The organism is Variovorax sp. YR752 (assembly GCF_943372545.1).
Genome location: NZ_CALRZC010000014.1, coordinates 39,383 through 54,433, shown reverse-complemented (window position 1 = coordinate 54,433; position 15,051 = coordinate 39,383). Strand labels below are relative to the sequence as shown.

Genomic DNA, 15,051 nt, shown 5'->3' with positions numbered 1-15,051 from the left:
GTGGCGAACCCATGGCGCTCGACAGGCTCGGCACGGCGGATGCGCCGCGCCAACTCTTTGCCAGCACGCCGGCGCAGCGCGTGGCGCTGGCGCGGCAGCAGTTTTTCGAAGAAGGCGTGCGCCCCTCGGGGCTGGTCGGCGAGGCGGTCATCCAGTCGTGGATGCGCTGCAGCCGCACCCACGCCGACCGGCAGCGCGTGGTGGCCTTCGACGCCGTCACGCCCAGCCGGCTGCACACCACGCTCGCGCGCAACCGCGAGCTGCTCGACGTGGCGCGGCACGAGCTCGTGCAGATGGAGCACATGCTCGCGGGCACCGACTGCCGCGTGATCCTCACCGACCGCGACGGCGTGGTGGTGCACGTCACGAGCCAGCCCGCCGGCACGCACCAGCCCGTGCTGCGCCAGACCGCGCGCCTGGGCGTGAACATCTCCGAGCGCGTCGTGGGCACCACGGCGCCGGGCATCGTGGCCAGCACCGGGCAGGCCTGCACCGTCGACGGCGCCGAGCACTACTACGACGTGCTGTGCCACATGCAATGCGCCGCGGCGCCGATCCGCGACGTGAGCGGCCGGCTCGCGGGCGTGCTCGACCTCACGGTGGAGGCGCGGCGCTTCGGCTTCGACGCGGCCTCGATGGTGGCGCTGCACGCCACCATCATCGAAAACCGGCTGCTGCAGGCGCAGTCGCGCGACCACCTGATCCTGCGCTTCCAGGCCAGCCCCACGCTGCTCGGCACGCCGCTCGAGGCGCTGGCAGGCATCGCGCCCGACGGCACCATCGCGTGGCTCAACAACGCCGGCGCGCGGCTGCTGGGGCGGCTGCCCGAGGCGCCCGACGACCGCGACGTGGAGTGCCTGCTGGGCCACGACCTCGCGAGCCTGCTGCGGCTGGGCCGGCGCGAGGCCGCGCAGCCGCTGCGGCTGGCGAGCGGGCTCGGCGTGTGGATGCAGGCGCAGCTCAAGGGCGCGGACGGTGCGGACTTCCGGCATGCGGTGGCGATGCCGGGCATGGCGAGCGCGCAGGTCGATGCGCCTGCGGTGCTCGAGGTGCATGCGGAGCAGCCGGTGGCGCTTGCCCCCGTCAGCGACATCGAGCCGACAGCGCCCACCGAAACCCTGCGCGAGCACAGCCGCAAGCTGATCGAAGACACGCTCGCTGCGCACGGCGGCAATGTGTCGCAGGCGGCGCGGCAGCTCAACGTGTCGCGCGGCACGCTGTATCGGCGGCTGCGCAGTTGGGGGCATGGGAGCGACGAAGCGGACGCCGCTTCAGCGACTTAGCTCAATCGCCTTCGCGCCCCGAAGGCGCCGCCACAGATTCAGAGGCGAGCAGCACGCAGATCGCACGCACCTGCTGCTGGATGATCTTCGCCACCTCGGCGCGCCGCGCCGGCCCCATGCGGCTGGAAATGGCCGCCACGCTCACCGCTGCGATCGGGTTGTCGGGCGGAAAGGCAACGCCGATGGCCGCGGCGCCCGGCGTGGCCGCGCTGTCCAGGAACGAGTAGCCCTGCGCGCGCGTCTGCGCGATGGCCTCGCGCAGAAAGCCCGGTTCGAAGGCGGCGCCGAACTTGGCATAGCGCGCTTCGTTGGCCGCCACGATCAGCTCGGCTTCGGCCTCGGGCAGTGCGCTCAGGATCGCGAGGCCGCCGGCGCCCACGCCCATGGGCCGGCGAATGCCCACGTCCAGCGTCAGCGCCTTGATCGGGTAGGCACCCAATGCGCGGCTGGTGCAGATCGATTCGGGGCCGCGCCGCTCGCTCAGATAGACCGTGTCGTGCGTCAGCTCGGCGATGGTGCGCAGCGCGGGCTCGCACAGTTCGCTCAACTGGTAGCGCGGCTCGGCCAGCATGCCCAGCTCATGCAGCAGCGGGCCCAGGTGGTACTTGCGGGTGAGCAGGTCGCGCACCAGCAGGCCTTCGACCTCCAGCCGCTGCAGCATGCGAAAGCAGGTCGACATCGGCAGGCCGCTGAGGCTCACGACATCGGCAATGCGCATGCCGCGCCGCCCGCGCGAGGCCACCACGCGCAGCATGCCCACCACGCGCTCGATGCTCTGCGTGCCCGAGCGCGCGCCGTCGGCGACCGGTGGCGGGGGTGAGGCGGTCTTTGCGGCGGCGGTTCGGCGTTTAGTTTCCACGATGCGGCAGTAATTCGGGTTGCTCCCCAATGGGGAAGGGATTCCCTCGAATGTAATTGCATTCATTGAACACCCTGCACTGCCACATCGTGGAAGTCGAAAGCCGAACAAGATGCCCCAGACGATGACCGAAAAGATCCTGGCCCGCGCCGCCGGAAGGCCGCGCGTGGTGCCGGGCGAAGAGATCACGGCGCGACCCGACTTCGTGATCGCCTACGACTTTCCCGGCTACACCGACGTGTTCTTCAAGGAGACGCGCGAAGACTTCGGGATCGAGAAGGTGTCGAGCCCCGAGCGCTTCGTGCTGTTCATCGACCACATGGTCCCGGCCACCGCGCCGAAGGAAGAAGAGCTGCACAAGGTCACCCGCGCCTGGGGCAAGGAGCAAGGCGTGCCGGTGCACGAGCGCGAGGGCATCGGCCACCAGGTTGCGGCCGAACTGGGCTACGCCACCCCGGGCGCTTTCGCCGTGCACTTCGACGGCCATGTGAGCCAGCTGGGCGCCTTCGGCACTTTCGCCTTCGGTGCGCGCAAGGGCGTGCTCGAATCCTTCGTGACCGAGACGCTCACGATGACCGTGCCGGCGACCGTGAAGGTCGAGCTGACGGGCACGCTGCAGCCCGGCGTGATGGCGCGCGACGTGTTCCACCACATGGTCCGCGTGATGGGTCCGGCCTCGTGCCGCTTCAAGGTGGTGGAGCTGTGCGGACCCGTGATCGACGCCATGAGCATCGAAGGGCGCCAGACCCTTTGCGGCCAGGCGATGTTCCTGGGCGCGACCACGATGCTCATCGCGCCCGACGCCAAGACGCTGGCCTACGTGCAAGGACGCTCGAAGATCGCGCTGGACCCGGTGTACCCCGATGCCGATGCCGCGTACGACCAGGTGCTGACGATCGATGTCTCCGCGCTCGAACCCATCGTCGTGATTCCGCCGAGCCCCGCCAACACGCGCGACCTGAAGGACTTCACCGGCGTGGAGGTGCACACCGGCTACCTGGGCTCGTGCGCCAGCGGCCGGCTCGAGGACCTGCGCATTGCGGCCGACGTGCTGCGCGGTCGCCACATCCAGCCGGGGTTCCAGCTGCACGTGGTGCCGACATCGAAGGCGATCATGGCGGCCGCCGCGCGCGAAGGACTGATCGAGGTGCTGGTCGAAGCAGGGGCCTTCATCAGTTCGCCCAGCTGCGACTACTGCTTCGGGCGCATCGCCACCATGAGCGACGGCCAGCGCGCCGTGTCCACCGGCACGCTGAACACGCCGGGGCGCATGGGCAGCGTGGACTCGGAGATCTACATCTGCAACGCGGCCGTGGTTGCGGCATCCGCGCTCGAAGGCCGCATCGCCGACCCGCGCCCCTACCTGGCGGAAGCTGCCAAAGCCGCCAAAGCCGCTGCAGGAGCGCCTGCATGAGCCTCGTGAACCTGCACGGCCGCGCAGCCTGGGTCTTCGAGGAAGACGACTACGACATCGACCTCATCGTCGGTGTGCGCAACATCAAGATCACCGACGTGAAGGAGCTGGCCGCGCTGGCCATGGCCGACTACACGCCGGGCTTCGCGGCCGGCGTGCAGCCGGGTGACCTGCTGGTCGGCGGCCACAACTTCGGCTACGGCCACCCGCACTACCCGGCCATGCGCGCCATGCGGCACCTGGGCATCACCGCGGTGATCGCCGAGTCGTTCTCGCCCGGATTTTTCCGCGGCGAGACGAGCATGGGCTTTCCGCTTGTCAGCTGCCCAGGCATCCGCGCGGCCACGCAGCGCGGCGACGAGCTCGCGGTCGACTGGCGCACGAACGAAGTGAAGAACCTGCGCTCGGGCCAGACCCTGGCACTGCAGCCCTTCTCGGATTCCGAGCGCGGCATGCTGGACGCGGGCGGACTCATTCCTTACCTGAAGCGCCGCATGGCTCCCACGCGGTGAGCGGGCTGAACGGCCCGCACTTTTTTTCTGGAGACACACGATGACCTCATCCCGCCAGGCGCTGCGCCAGCGCATCACCCACGGCCCGACCCTCTGGTTCGGCGGCGCGCAGGACGCGCTGTCGGCCCTGCTGGTCGACCAGTCGGAGTTCGACGGCATCTTCAGCACGGGCTTCGGCATCTCGGCCGCGCTGCTGGGCCAGCCCGACATGGAGCTGTACACGCTCAGCGAAAACGTCGCCACCGTGAACCGCATGGCCAATGTCGTGCGCAAGCCGATCTTCGTGGACGCGGACACGGGCTACGGCAGCGTGCTCAACGTGGGCCGGGCCGTGCGCGAGTTCGAAAAAGCCGGTGCCGCGGCGCTGCAGCTGGAAGACCAGGTCAGTCCCAAGCGTTGCCCGGCCGCCGCACCGACGTCCACGCTGGTGTCGATGAACGACGCGCTGGCGCGCATCAAGGCCGCGCTCGATGCGCGCACCGACCCCGACCTGCTGATCGTTGCGCGCACCGATGCGCAGGACCCCGGCGAGGCGCTGGAGCGCGCCGCCCGCTACGCCGAAGCGGGCGCCGACCTCATTCAGCCCATCTCGCGCACCTTCAACAGCTACGAGCAACTGGTGCAGTTGCGCGAAGCCTGCGGCCGCCGGCTGTCGCTGATGCTGATGGCCGGCACCTGGATGACCGCGCTGACCCGCGAACAGATCGAAAGCGTGGCGGCCTTCGCCAGCTATCCGATCGCGGGCCTGCTGACCACCGTGCACACGGTGCAGGCCAACCTGCGCGAGCTGGCACGCCGCCGCTCGGGCGATTTCGCCGACCTGCCCTTCGCGCAGACGTCGATGACGGACTTCAAGGACCTCATCGGCTGGCACGCGCTCGAAGAGCGGCAGGCCCGCTACGAAACCGGCAACGCCCGCTGAACCCGACCCCTTCGTTCACCCTTCAAGAAAAATCAGGAGCACACGTGCGCACTCTCACTTTCATCGGCCGTGTCATCGCGGCGGGATCCCTGGCCTTGGGCCTGGGCATGGTCGCCATGGCGCAAGGCGGCGGCAACGCCTATCCGAGCAAGCCGATCCGCCTGGTCGTTCCCTACCCGCCGGGCGGCGCCACCGACGTGGCCGCGCGCATGCTGAGCCCGCGCCTGCAGGAAGAACTGGGCCAGACCGTCCTGGTCGAGAACCGTCCCGGTGCCGGCGGCAACATCGCCATGATCAATGTGGCGCAGAGCGCCCCCGACGGCTACACGCTGGCGGTCACGCTCACGGGCATGCTGTCGATCAACCCCGTCATCTACAAGAAGGCCGGCTTCCAGGCCTCAGACTTCGTGCCCGTGGCGCGCGTGTCGCTGGCGCCGCTGCTGCTGGTGGTGCCCGAAAAATCGCCGTACAAGAACGTGCAGGAGTTGCTGGCCGCCGGCAAGAAGGCCGGCAAGGGCGGCCTTCCCTACGGATCGGCCGGCGCGGGCGGGCTCTCGCACCTGGCGTCGGAAGCGTTCAATGCCAACGCCAACGGCAACTTCACGCACGTGCCCTACAAGGGCGGCGCGCCGCTGGTGCAGGCCCTGATGGCCAACGAAGTGACCTGGGGCCTGCTGGGCACCGGCGACGTGCGCAGCTTCATCCAGTCAGGCAAGCTCAAGGCCATCGGGCAGTTGCGCAACGGCCGCTCCGAACTGTGGCCCGACGTGCCGACCCTGACCGAACAGGGCGTGCCCGGCGGCGTGGATTTCGATGTCTGGTTCGGCGTGGTGGCGCCCGCCAAGACGCCCGCGCCGGTGGTCAAGCTGCTCGGCGAGAAGATCGCCAAGATCACCGCCGAGCCGGCGTTCCGCAAGCGGCTCAACGACCTGGGCGGCGTGGCGCCGGCAACCGGCAACACGCCCGAAGCCTTTGCCGAGGTGCTCAAGCGCGAACTGGCCATCCTGCCCAAGGCGGCAAAGGAAGCGGGCCTGCAACTCGATTGAGACCGGGCCCGACCCACGCTCAGGCGGCGGTGGCAAGACCCTGCGCCGCGCGCGCGCGCCGCGTGCGGGCGTCGGGCTGCAGCGGCCTTAAGTATTCGTGCAGCGCCAGCGCCGCCGCGCCCACCGCGGGCGCGAGCGCTTCATAGCGCGCGGTGCGCAGATCGGGCGCGGGCATGCCGGCGCGCTCCGCATAGCCCTTCACGGCGTCGAACGCGGTCTGCACGAACGCCGGATGCTCCGCGCAGACCTTGCCCCCGAGCACGATCGCGCGCGGGTTGAAGGTGACCCACAGGTTCTGCAGCAGCACGCCGAAGAAGGCGGCAGCGCGCGCCATGTCCGCGCCTTCGCGTGCCAGCACGCGCGAGCCGAAGAAAGCCTCGGCGCAGCCGCGCCGGCCGCACGAACACAGCGGCCCGTCGAGCTGCAGGATGGTGTGGCCGATCTCGCCGGCCATGCCCTGCGCGCCGGTGAAGAGGCGGTCGTTCAGCACCACGCCGGCGCCCACGCCGACGTCGCTGCTGACGAAGATCAGCGGGTCTTCGCCCTCGCCCGCGGCGAACTCGTACTCGCCGAGCGCGGCCGCATCGGCGTCGTTTTGCAGCTGCACGGTGACCCCCGGCAGGCCCGCCGCGGCCAGCGCTTTTTCGAGCGCGGGCAGCAGGTTCACATTGCGCCAGCCGAGGTTCGGTGCGAAGCGAACGACGCCCGTGCAATCGTCCACCGCGCCCGGCACGCACACGCCGATGCTCGACAGGCGCAGGCCGCGCCGGTCGAGGTGCGCATGCCCCGCAGCCGCCATGCGCGCGAGCTGCGCGCACACGCGGGCGGGCGTGCCGTCGTCCAGCGGCTGGGCCTCCGCGTGCAGCACCTCGCCCTGCAGCGAGACGCACACGAGGCGCAGCGTTTCGACGGCGATCTCGACGCCCATCAGCGCGCGCACGCCGACGTTGATCTGCAGCGGTGTCGATGGCCGACCGAGCCCGTCGGCCACCGCCGCGCCCGACTCGCTGAGCCAGCCCTCGTCGAGCAGCTCGCGCACCAGCAGGCTCACGGTCGATTTGGTGAGCCCGCTTTCGCTCGCGAGCCGCGCGCGCGACAAGCCCGGCTGCGCGCGCAGCAACCGCAGCAGCACGCTGCGGTTCAGACGCTTGAGCAGCTGCTGGTCGCCGATGGTCTTCATGTCATGCCGCTGCGGTGGCTGCAGTTGCCGCGTGATGCGCTTGTTCCCGCCCCTCGGGCCGCTTGCCGGCAATGATCATCCCGAGCACTTCGTCCTCGGTGACATCGGCCGTGCGGTAAGTGCCCACGAGCTTGCCGTTCTTCATCACCGCGAGCCGGTCGCTCAGCGAGAACACGTCGGGCATGTCGTGCGTGATCAGGAAGATGCCGACACCGTCGTCCTTCAGCTGCTTGACGAGGCGCCCGACCATCGCCGTCTCTTCGGGGCCGAGTGCGGCGCAGGGCTCGTCCATGATGAGGATGCGCGCGTTGAAGTACAGCGCACGTGAAATCGCCACCACCTGCCGCTGCCCGCCCGACAGGCGCCGCACCGGGATGCGGATGTTGGTGAAGTTCTTGTTCAGGCGCTGGAACACCTTGCGCGCCTGCACTTCCATGAAGTGGTCGTCCAGCGTGTTCCACGCCGTCATCTTTTCGCGGCCCAGAAAAAGGTTGGCCACCGAGTCGAGGTTGTCGGCCAGCGCGAGCGTCTGGTAGATGGTCTCGATGCCCTGCGCCTGCGCTTCGGCGGGCGTGCGGATGTGGACCTTTTCTCCCGCGATGAGCGTGTCGCCCGAATCGATCGGGTAGGCGCCCGCGAGCATCTTCATCAGCGTGGACTTGCCCGCGCCGTTGTGGCCCAGCAGCGCCACCACTTCGCCGGGGTAGAGGTTGATGCTCACGCCGTCCACGGCCTTCACGCCGCCGAAGGCCTTGCGGATCTCGCGCAGCTCGACCAGGGGCTTCGTCTTGTCGATGTCGGCCATGTCAGTTCTCCCCGAACTTGCGGCGATAGAGCACGTCGAAGACGACGGCCACGATCAGCACCTGGCCGATGATCACCATGCGCTTGCCGATGGGTACGTCGAGCAGCAGCATGCCGCTGTCGAGCGACTGCATGATCAGCGCGCCCAGCACCGAGCCGAAGATCGAGCCGCTGCCGCCCGCCAGCGCGGTGCCGCCGATGACGGCCGCGGCGATCACGTACAGCTCCATGCCCGTGCCCAGCGAGTTGGTGCCCGCGTTGAGCCGCGCGATCGACACGATGGCCGCCACCGTCACCAGCACCGCCAGCAGCGCGAACAGCATGAGCGTGACGCGCTTGACGGGAATGCCCACCAGCGCCGCCGCGTCGGGGTTGCCGCCCATCGCGAACACATAGCGCCCGAAGCGCGTGCGGTGCACGATGAACGACAGCACGATCGCCACCGCCGCCCAGATCAGCACCGGAATCGGAATGCCCTGCGGCTCGCTCTTGGACGAGATCTGGTAGCTGTTCATCACCCACGCGAAGCCGGCCACCACCGCCACCGGCACGGCCGTGAGCAGCACGTCGAGCCACAGCGCCTCGGTCGGCATGTCGTGGCGCTGGCGCGCGCGGCGCTTTTGCACCATGCGCCCGAACAGCACCAGTGCCACGAAGGCCGCGAGCACCCAACTGGCGGTGACGCCGATGCCGCCGTCGTAGCCGCCGCCCAGGCGCTGGAAGAACTCGTCGTTCACCGGCTGCGTCTTGCCGTCGGCCACGAGAAAGGCCGCGCCGCGAAACGACATCAGCCCGCCCAGCGTGACCACGAACGAGGGCACGCCCAGCACCGCCGTGAGCCAGCCCTGGTAGATCGACACCAGCAGCGCCACCGCGAGCCCCGCGAGGCAGGCCGTGGGCCACGACCAGCCCGAGGTGTACTGCAGGTACGCGATGAGCACGCCGACGAAGCCCATCACCGAGCCCACCGACAGGTCGATATGGCGCGCCACGATGACCAGCACCATCACCGTGGAGACGATGCCGACCACGGCCGTCTGCTGCGCGACGTTGTAGAGGTTCTCGGGCGAGAGGAACACGCCGCCCGACATGACGCTGAACGCCACCGCCATCGCGGCCAGCAGCACGCACATCAGGATCAGGCGCAGGTCGATGCCGGTGCGGCGCCACCAGCCGGGTGTTGGATCGCTCATTTTTTTCAAGCCCCCTCAGGACGGACTACAGGTGCGCAACCGCCCACCGGCAGGCCCTTGCGGGTCTGTCGGAAGCTGTGTTGCGAAGAGATGGAGCGGCGCGTTCAGCCGTTCAGAAAATGGCCGAACGCGTCGCGGGTTGCGGCCTTACTTGCAGGCTGCGGGTGCATTCGCACCCGAGACGCCCTTGCAGAGCTCGTCCTTCTTGATCCAGCCGGCCTTGACGATCACGTCGAGGTTGTCGCGCGTGATCGGCACCGGCGTCAGCAGGCGCGAGGACAGCGAAATCTTCTTGGCGCCGCCGGCCCAGGGCGCAGCCTTCTCGACCGGCTTGCCGGCTGCGAGCGACACCGCGGCCGTGGCGGCTTCGCGACCGAGCTCGCGCGAGTCCTTCCAGATGGTCGCGGTCTGCGTGCCCAGCGCCACGCGGTTCAGCGCGGCAAAGTCCGCGTCCTGGCCCGACACCGGAATGCCGCGCAGGCCCTTGGCCGTGAGCGCAGCGACCGCGCCGCCGGCGGTGCCGTCGTTGGCTGCCACCACCGCGTCGACCTTGTTGCCGTTCTTGGTGAGGATCTGCTCCATGTTCTTCTGCGCGACCTCGGGCTTCCAGCCTTCGGTGTACTCGTCGCCGACGATCTTGATGTCGCCCTTCTTGATCGAGGCGTCGAGCACCTCTTGCTGGCCGGCGCGCAGGAAGTCGGCGTTCGGGTCGCTCGGCGAGCCCTTGATGATCACGTAGTTGCCCTTGGGCTTGACCTTGAGCACCTCGCGCGCCTCCATGCGGCCGACCTCGACGTTGTCGAAGGTGATGTAGAACACGCCCGGCGCCTCGATCAGCCGGTCGTACGCCACCACCGGCACCTTCTGCCGCGTGGCCTTGGTGACGGCGGGCAGGATCGCGTCCTTGTCCATCGCCAGCACGATGAGCGCCTTCGCGCCCTTGGACATCAGGCCCTCGATGTCGCCCAGCTGCTTCTCGGGCGAGCCGCCCGCGTCGGCACTGATGTACTTTGCGCCGAGCTTCTCAAGCTGCGCCTTGATCGCGGCCTCGTCGGTCTTCCAGCGCTCTTCCTGGAAGTTGGACCAGCTCACGCCGACCACGGTCTGCGCCATCGCGCCCACGGCCGTGAGACCGAACGCCATGGCGGCCAAGGTGTGTTTCGTTGTCAGTTGCATCGGTGTCTCTCCTGAACGGTTTGCCGAGCGTGTGCTGGCGTGCCGGGGTAGTTAGTTTGAGTGGCGAACTAACTATCCCATTCCCGCCGCGCGATGGGCACCCGGGAATTCCCGAGCGGAAGAAAGCGCACGCGCGGCGATCGGAACGCAGGCACGTCGGTGAGCCGCAGGCAACGGAAAACTCTGGGGACAGTTTCCGGACAAGCCCCCTGTTATCCACAGCGGGAACGCCCGCGCCCAAGTTGTTCCTTTTTTGATAGCACCACGGAAGCACAGGAGTACACAGTGTCTCGGGTGTCACAAGTTGTTGTCACACAAGGGAAAAAGCGGCCTGTCCACAGGGCGGGTTTACCCTTATCTACTACTACTAACTTAAATAAGAAGAATAAATAGAGAAGAGAGCAGGAAGTCCGCAGACAAAAAAGAGCCCCTGAAGGGGTGGCAATGCCGCCCCAGCGCTCGCGCGGGTCAGGCCTTTTTGCGCCGGGTCGTGGCGCCCGCCGTCGCCTTGCGCGCGGGCGACTCCGCCTCCACCAATGCCAGCGTGCGCACCGAAGGCGGCGTTTCGAGCACGCCTTGCAGCGTGTCCATCACGTTGGAGATGGTGTAGCTGCGTTCCCAGAAGCGGCTGGGATCCTCGCTGTCTTTCGAAGACTCCCAGGCCGCCCACACGGCGTTGCCGTAGATGTTGCCTGCCAGGGTCAGGCGTTGCTCCAGGATCGGGGCGGGCATGTCGGGCAGCAGCCGCGCCAGGTGCGCGAAGCAGCGCTTGTAGCCGGCGTTCCACTTGTCCTCCAGCGCCTCGCGCAGGAACGCACGGTTGTTGAGTTGCAGGTTCGCGATCAGGCGGATGTAGGTGGCCTGGCCCGTGCGCTCCGACAGCTCGAGCAGCGGCAGCGTGAGCGCGTCCAGCACGCTGGGCAGGGTCACGTTGCCCTCCCGTTCGAGCGCGTCGAGCATGGCTTGGCGTATCTCGTCGATGACGCGCGCGCCGTCCACGACCAGCTCGCGCGCCAGCTCCAGCTTGTTGCCGAAGTAGTAGCGCAACGACGCGTTGTTGCGTTGCTCGGCGGCCGAGACGATGTCCTGCACCGACACGCCGTCGATGCCGCGCAGCGCAAACAGCCGCTGCGCTTCTTCCTTCAGTCGCGCACGCGTCTCGAGGCCGTCCGCACGAAGGGTTTTTACCGATGGGGCCATAAGTTTATCGAGTTAACTTAACTAACCGAACTCGGTTAACTATACGGAAAACAGGTGTCCAAAATGAAGATTCTCATTGTGGGTGGCGGCATTGGCGGCCTGACGACAGCGCTGGCGCTGCGGCATCACGGCATCGACGCGATTGTGCTGGAGCGTGCCGCGCAGATGGCCGAGATCGGCGCCGGCGTGCAGATCGCGGCCAACGGCACGCTGGTGCTGCGCGAGCTCGGCCTCGAGCCCGCGCTGGCGCAGGTCGCCACGGTGCCCGAGCGTTACGACTACCGCGACCTGCACACGGGCCGCCTGCTCTACCTCGCGCCGCTGGGCGCAGAGGCAGCGCAACGCTACGGCGCCCTCATGTACAACGTGCACCGCGCCGACCTCGTCTCCTTGCTCTACAACGCGCTGCCGCGCGACACCGTGCGCCTGGGCGCCGAATGCGCGTCGATCTCGCAAGACGCCAAGGGGGCCCGCGTGGTCCTCAAGACCGGCGAGGTCATCGAGGCCGACGCGGTGATCGGCGCCGACGGCATCCACTCGGCCGTGCGCACCGCGCTGCGCGGCCCCGAGGAAAAGCAGTTCGCCAACATCCTCATGTGGCGCGCGCTGATCCCGGCCGCCCGGCTCGAAGGGCTGGCGCTGCCGGTGGCCGGCAACAACTGGTTCGGTCTGCGGCGCAGCGTCGTGTCGTACTGGGTCCGCAAGGACCTGTACAGCATCCTGGCCGCCGTGCCCGCCACCGAGGTGCGACGCGAATCGTGGACCGAGAGCGGCGACATCGGCGAAATGCTCGACTCCTTCCGCGGCAGCGAGCCGACGGTGCAGCACATGCTCGAGCAGGTGGACTCGAGCTTCATCACGGGCATGTACTACCGCGACCCCATCGAGCACTGGACCACGGGACGCATCACGCTGCTGGGCGACGCGGCGCACGCGATGGTGCCGTACCTCGCGCAGGGCGCCTGCCAATCCATCGAGGATGCCTGGGTGCTCGCGACCTGCCTGCACCGCCATGGCGCCAAAGGCGGTGATGGCGTGGAGGCCGCGCTGCTCGAATACGAACGCCGCCGCCAGCCGCGCACCACGCGCATCCAGGCCGGCGCGCGCTTTGCCGTGAAGCAGTCGCACGAGCCCGACGAGGAGTCGGTGCGCCACCGCAACGGCCGCTGGCGCGGCCTCTCGCGCATCGATCCGCTCGCCGAAACCTCGTGGGCGTTTGCGTGGGGCCACAACATCCTGGAAGCGGCCCAACAGCCGGCCGGCGAAGTGGTGGGCCTGAGCGCGGCACGCGAAGGCAAGCGCATGGCGCGGCCTGAAAGCCAGCGCGCCTTCGACCTATGGAAGAGCGCCATTGGCTCCGAAGACATCGCGCGCGGGCACCGGGGCCAGCGCGAGGCCTACGAACGCTTCCTCACGACGCACTTTCCCGCACCCGCCACGCTCGGCGTCACGCCGGTCGAACTCAACGGCGTGCCGGCCTTGCGCGTGGACGGCGGCGCACCGCAGCCCGCCGGCTCCGTCGTGCTTCATTTCCACGGGGGCGCCTACGTGATGGGCTCGGCCGCGAGCTCGGTCGAGTACGCCGGCCGGCTGTCGGCGGCCCTGGGCGGCGACTGCTACACGGTCGACTACCGGCTCGCCCCCGAGCACCCCTACCCCGCCGCGATCGACGACGCCTTCCAGGCCTACCGCGGCCTGCTCGCGCGCGGCGTGGCGGCATCGCGCATCGTGCTGAGCGGCGAGTCTTCGGGCGGTGGGCTGGCGCTCGCGCTGGCCCTGGGGCTGGCGCGCGCAGGGCTGCCGCAACCGGCGGGCGTGATCGCGGTCTGCCCGTTCACCGACCTGACGCTGTCGGGCCCCACCGTGCGGCAGAACTCGGGGGACGATCCGGCGGCGCATCGGGACTCGCTCACGCAGCTCGCGGCGTCGTATTTCCAGGGCCACGAGCCCACCGACCCCCTGGTGTCGCCCCTGTTCGGCGACCTGCGCGGCCTGCCGCCCCTGTTCTTGTCGGCCGTCCAGGGCGAGGTGCTCGAGAGCGACACGACGCGCTTCGCAGAGGTGGCCCGCGCGGCGGGCGTCGACGTGCGCCTGGACCTCGTGCCCGACTCGGTGCATGTCTTCACGCTGTTCCCGTTCCTGCCGGAGGCGCAGCGCACGCTGGCCGAGGCCGGGCATTGGGCGCGCGGCTTGCGCGCGTCGTCGCAACAGAAGGAGGCCGCATGAACACGTCGCACCGCATGACCACCTGCGCACTCGCGTGCGCGCTGTCGCTGTGCGCACCCGCGGCCGTCGCGGCGCCGGGGCTCTCGGACCAGGTCGTGAAGGTGGGCGTGCTCACCGACATGAGCAGCATCTTTTCCGAGCTCGGCGGACGCGGCTCGGTGGTGGCCACGCAGATGGCCATCGACGACTTCAAGCGCGACGCCAAGCCGGCCTTCGCCATCGAGATGGTCTCGGCCGACCACCAGAACAAGGCCGACATCGGTGCCAACAAGGCGCGCGAGTGGTTCGACACGCAGCGCGTCGACATCGTGGTGGACGCGATCAATTCGGCGGTGGCGCTGGCCGTCTCGAACGTGGCGCGGGAGAAGAAGCGCCTGCTGTTCGCCACCGGGCCCGGTTCGATGCGCCTGACCAACGAGGAATGCTCGCCCTACACGGTGAGCTACACGTGGGACGCCTATGCCACGTCGCGCCCCACCGTGGCGGCGCTGACGAAGTCGGGCACCGACAGCTGGTACTTCATCACCGTGGACTACGCGCTCGGCCACTCCATCGAGCAGGAAGCCGCGGGCGCCATCACCGCAGCGGGAGGCAAGGTGACCGGCAGCGCGCGGCATCCGCTGAGCGCATCGGACTTCTCGTCCTTCGTGCTGCAGGCGCAGTCGTCGAAGGCCAAGGGCGTGGCCATCGCCAACGCGGGCGGCGACCTGATCGGCGCCGTGAAGGCCGCGCGCGAGTTCGGCCTCGGCAAGACGCAGACCATCGTGCCGCTGAGCGGCACGCTCAACGACGTCCAGGCCATGGGGCTGGCGACGGCCCAGGGCATGGTGCTGACCGAGGCCTTCTACTGGAACCTCAACGCGCAGACACGCGAGTGGAGCCGGCGCTTCTTCGAGAAGCAGAAGAAGATGCCCAACCTCATCCACGCCGGCACCTATTCGGCGGTGACCAACTACCTGAAGGCCGTGCAGACCCTCGGCACCGACGACGCGGACGCGGTCATGAAGCAGATGAAGTCGGTGCGCATCAACGACATGTTCGCGGCCAACGGCCACATCCGCGACGACGGGCGCATGGTGCACGACATGCTGCTCGTGCAGGTCAAGAAGCCGTCGGAGTCGAAGGAGCCCTGGGACTTCTACAACGTGAAGGCCGTGGTGCCCGGCGACCAGGCGTTCCAGCCGCTGGCGGAATCTCGCTGCAACCTGGTCAAGAAGCCCTGAGGAAGATCGCCCG

The 15,051-nt window shown here is 68.8% G+C and carries 13 protein-coding genes; 7 read left to right on the top strand and 6 right to left on the bottom strand.

What is annotated here, in order from left to right; genetic code table 11:
- Positions 1–11: 11 nt before the first annotated feature.
- Positions 12–1,283 carry a helix-turn-helix domain-containing protein gene (locus AAG801_RS05415; protein WP_341887492.1) on the top strand — a complete coding sequence of 424 codons (1,272 nt, stop codon included), beginning with the start codon at positions 12–14 and terminating at the stop codon, positions 1,281–1,283.
- Between the two features lies 1 nt (position 1,284).
- Here AAG801_RS05415 and AAG801_RS05410 read toward each other — a convergent pair whose 3' ends face one another.
- A complete protein-coding gene (locus AAG801_RS05410) occupies positions 1,285–2,142 on the bottom strand; it encodes an IclR family transcriptional regulator (protein WP_341887491.1) in 858 nt (285 codons plus the stop codon).
- Between the two features lie 124 nt (positions 2,143–2,266).
- Between AAG801_RS05410 and AAG801_RS05405 the strand changes: the two genes are divergently transcribed.
- Genes AAG801_RS05405 through AAG801_RS05390 form a run of 4 tightly spaced genes read left to right on the top strand, consistent with a single transcriptional unit; the run spans position 2,267 to position 6,036 of the window.
- Positions 2,267–3,556, top strand: a complete 1,290-nt coding sequence (locus tag AAG801_RS05405) for an aconitase family protein (protein ID WP_341887490.1) — start codon at positions 2,267–2,269, stop codon at positions 3,554–3,556.
- Positions 3,553–4,068 carry a 3-isopropylmalate dehydratase gene (locus AAG801_RS05400; protein ID WP_341887489.1) on the top strand — a complete coding sequence of 172 codons (516 nt, stop codon included), beginning with the start codon at positions 3,553–3,555 and terminating at the stop codon, positions 4,066–4,068. Before AAG801_RS05405 ends, AAG801_RS05400 begins: the two co-directional genes overlap by 4 nt.
- A gap of 40 nt (positions 4,069–4,108) precedes the next feature.
- The gene (locus tag AAG801_RS05395) at positions 4,109–4,990 is read left to right on the top strand and encodes an isocitrate lyase/PEP mutase family protein (protein ID WP_341887488.1); all 882 of its coding nucleotides are present in this window, start codon (positions 4,109–4,111) and stop codon (positions 4,988–4,990) included.
- Positions 4,991–5,034: 44 nt separating this feature from the next.
- The gene (locus tag AAG801_RS05390) at positions 5,035–6,036 is read left to right on the top strand and encodes a tripartite tricarboxylate transporter substrate binding protein (RefSeq protein WP_341887487.1); all 1,002 of its coding nucleotides are present in this window, start codon (positions 5,035–5,037) and stop codon (positions 6,034–6,036) included.
- A 19-nt stretch (positions 6,037–6,055) separates the two neighbouring features.
- On the opposite strand, the gene AAG801_RS05385 is transcribed toward AAG801_RS05390, so the two are convergent.
- The 5 genes from AAG801_RS05385 to AAG801_RS05365 all read right to left on the bottom strand — a co-directional run bounded on the left by AAG801_RS05385 (position 6,056) and on the right by AAG801_RS05365 (position 11,589).
- Positions 6,056–7,216, bottom strand: coding sequence for an ROK family transcriptional regulator (locus AAG801_RS05385; protein ID WP_341887486.1), 1,161 nt, complete (start codon positions 7,214–7,216; stop codon positions 6,056–6,058).
- A 1-nt stretch (position 7,217) separates the two neighbouring features.
- Positions 7,218–8,021: an ATP-binding cassette domain-containing protein gene (locus tag AAG801_RS05380; protein WP_095747145.1), complete on the bottom strand. Its 804-nt coding sequence runs from the start codon at positions 8,019–8,021 to the stop codon at positions 7,218–7,220.
- 1 nt (position 8,022) lies between these two features.
- Entirely contained in the window at positions 8,023–9,213 is a 1,191-nt protein-coding gene (locus AAG801_RS05375; RefSeq protein ID WP_341887485.1) for an ABC transporter permease, read from the bottom strand.
- 147 nt (positions 9,214–9,360) lie between these two features.
- On the bottom strand, positions 9,361–10,389 hold the full coding sequence (gene xylF / locus AAG801_RS05370; RefSeq protein WP_341887484.1) for a D-xylose ABC transporter substrate-binding protein: 1,029 nt from the start codon (positions 10,387–10,389) through the stop codon (positions 9,361–9,363).
- A gap of 468 nt (positions 10,390–10,857) precedes the next feature.
- Positions 10,858–11,589, bottom strand: coding sequence for a TetR/AcrR family transcriptional regulator (locus AAG801_RS05365; protein WP_341887483.1), 732 nt, complete (start codon positions 11,587–11,589; stop codon positions 10,858–10,860).
- Positions 11,590–11,652: 63 nt separating this feature from the next.
- Here AAG801_RS05365 and AAG801_RS05360 point away from each other — a divergent pair, with 63 nt between their 5' ends.
- Entirely contained in the window at positions 11,653–13,815 is a 2,163-nt protein-coding gene (locus AAG801_RS05360; protein WP_341887482.1) for an alpha/beta hydrolase fold domain-containing protein, read from the top strand.
- A complete protein-coding gene (locus tag AAG801_RS05355) occupies positions 13,812–15,038 on the top strand; it encodes an ABC transporter substrate-binding protein (protein WP_341887481.1) in 1,227 nt (408 codons plus the stop codon). The genes AAG801_RS05360 and AAG801_RS05355 overlap by 4 nt, the downstream gene beginning before the upstream one ends.
- Positions 15,039–15,051: the final 13 nt, after the last annotated feature.

Bases quoted from the DNA above. Each gene is read 5' to 3' on its own strand.
- AAG801_RS05415 (WP_341887492.1), top strand. From the start codon at position 12: ATGGCGCTCGACAGGCTCGGCACGGCGGATGCGCCGCGCCAACTCTTT.
- AAG801_RS05365 (WP_341887483.1), bottom strand. From the start codon at position 11,589: ATGGCCCCATCGGTAAAAACCCTTCGTGCGGACGGCCTCGAGACGCGT.
- AAG801_RS05360 (WP_341887482.1), top strand. From the start codon at position 11,653: ATGAAGATTCTCATTGTGGGTGGCGGCATTGGCGGCCTGACGACAGCG.
- AAG801_RS05375 (WP_341887485.1), bottom strand. From the start codon at position 9,213: ATGAGCGATCCAACACCCGGCTGGTGGCGCCGCACCGGCATCGACCTG.
- AAG801_RS05400 (WP_341887489.1), top strand. From the start codon at position 3,553: ATGAGCCTCGTGAACCTGCACGGCCGCGCAGCCTGGGTCTTCGAGGAA.
- AAG801_RS05380 (WP_095747145.1), bottom strand. From the start codon at position 8,021: ATGGCCGACATCGACAAGACGAAGCCCCTGGTCGAGCTGCGCGAGATC.
- AAG801_RS05355 (WP_341887481.1), top strand. From the start codon at position 13,812: ATGAACACGTCGCACCGCATGACCACCTGCGCACTCGCGTGCGCGCTG.
- AAG801_RS05405 (WP_341887490.1), top strand. From the start codon at position 2,267: ATGACCGAAAAGATCCTGGCCCGCGCCGCCGGAAGGCCGCGCGTGGTG.
- xylF (WP_341887484.1), bottom strand. From the start codon at position 10,389: ATGCAACTGACAACGAAACACACCTTGGCCGCCATGGCGTTCGGTCTC.
- AAG801_RS05385 (WP_341887486.1), bottom strand. From the start codon at position 7,216: ATGAAGACCATCGGCGACCAGCAGCTGCTCAAGCGTCTGAACCGCAGC.
- AAG801_RS05395 (WP_341887488.1), top strand. From the start codon at position 4,109: ATGACCTCATCCCGCCAGGCGCTGCGCCAGCGCATCACCCACGGCCCG.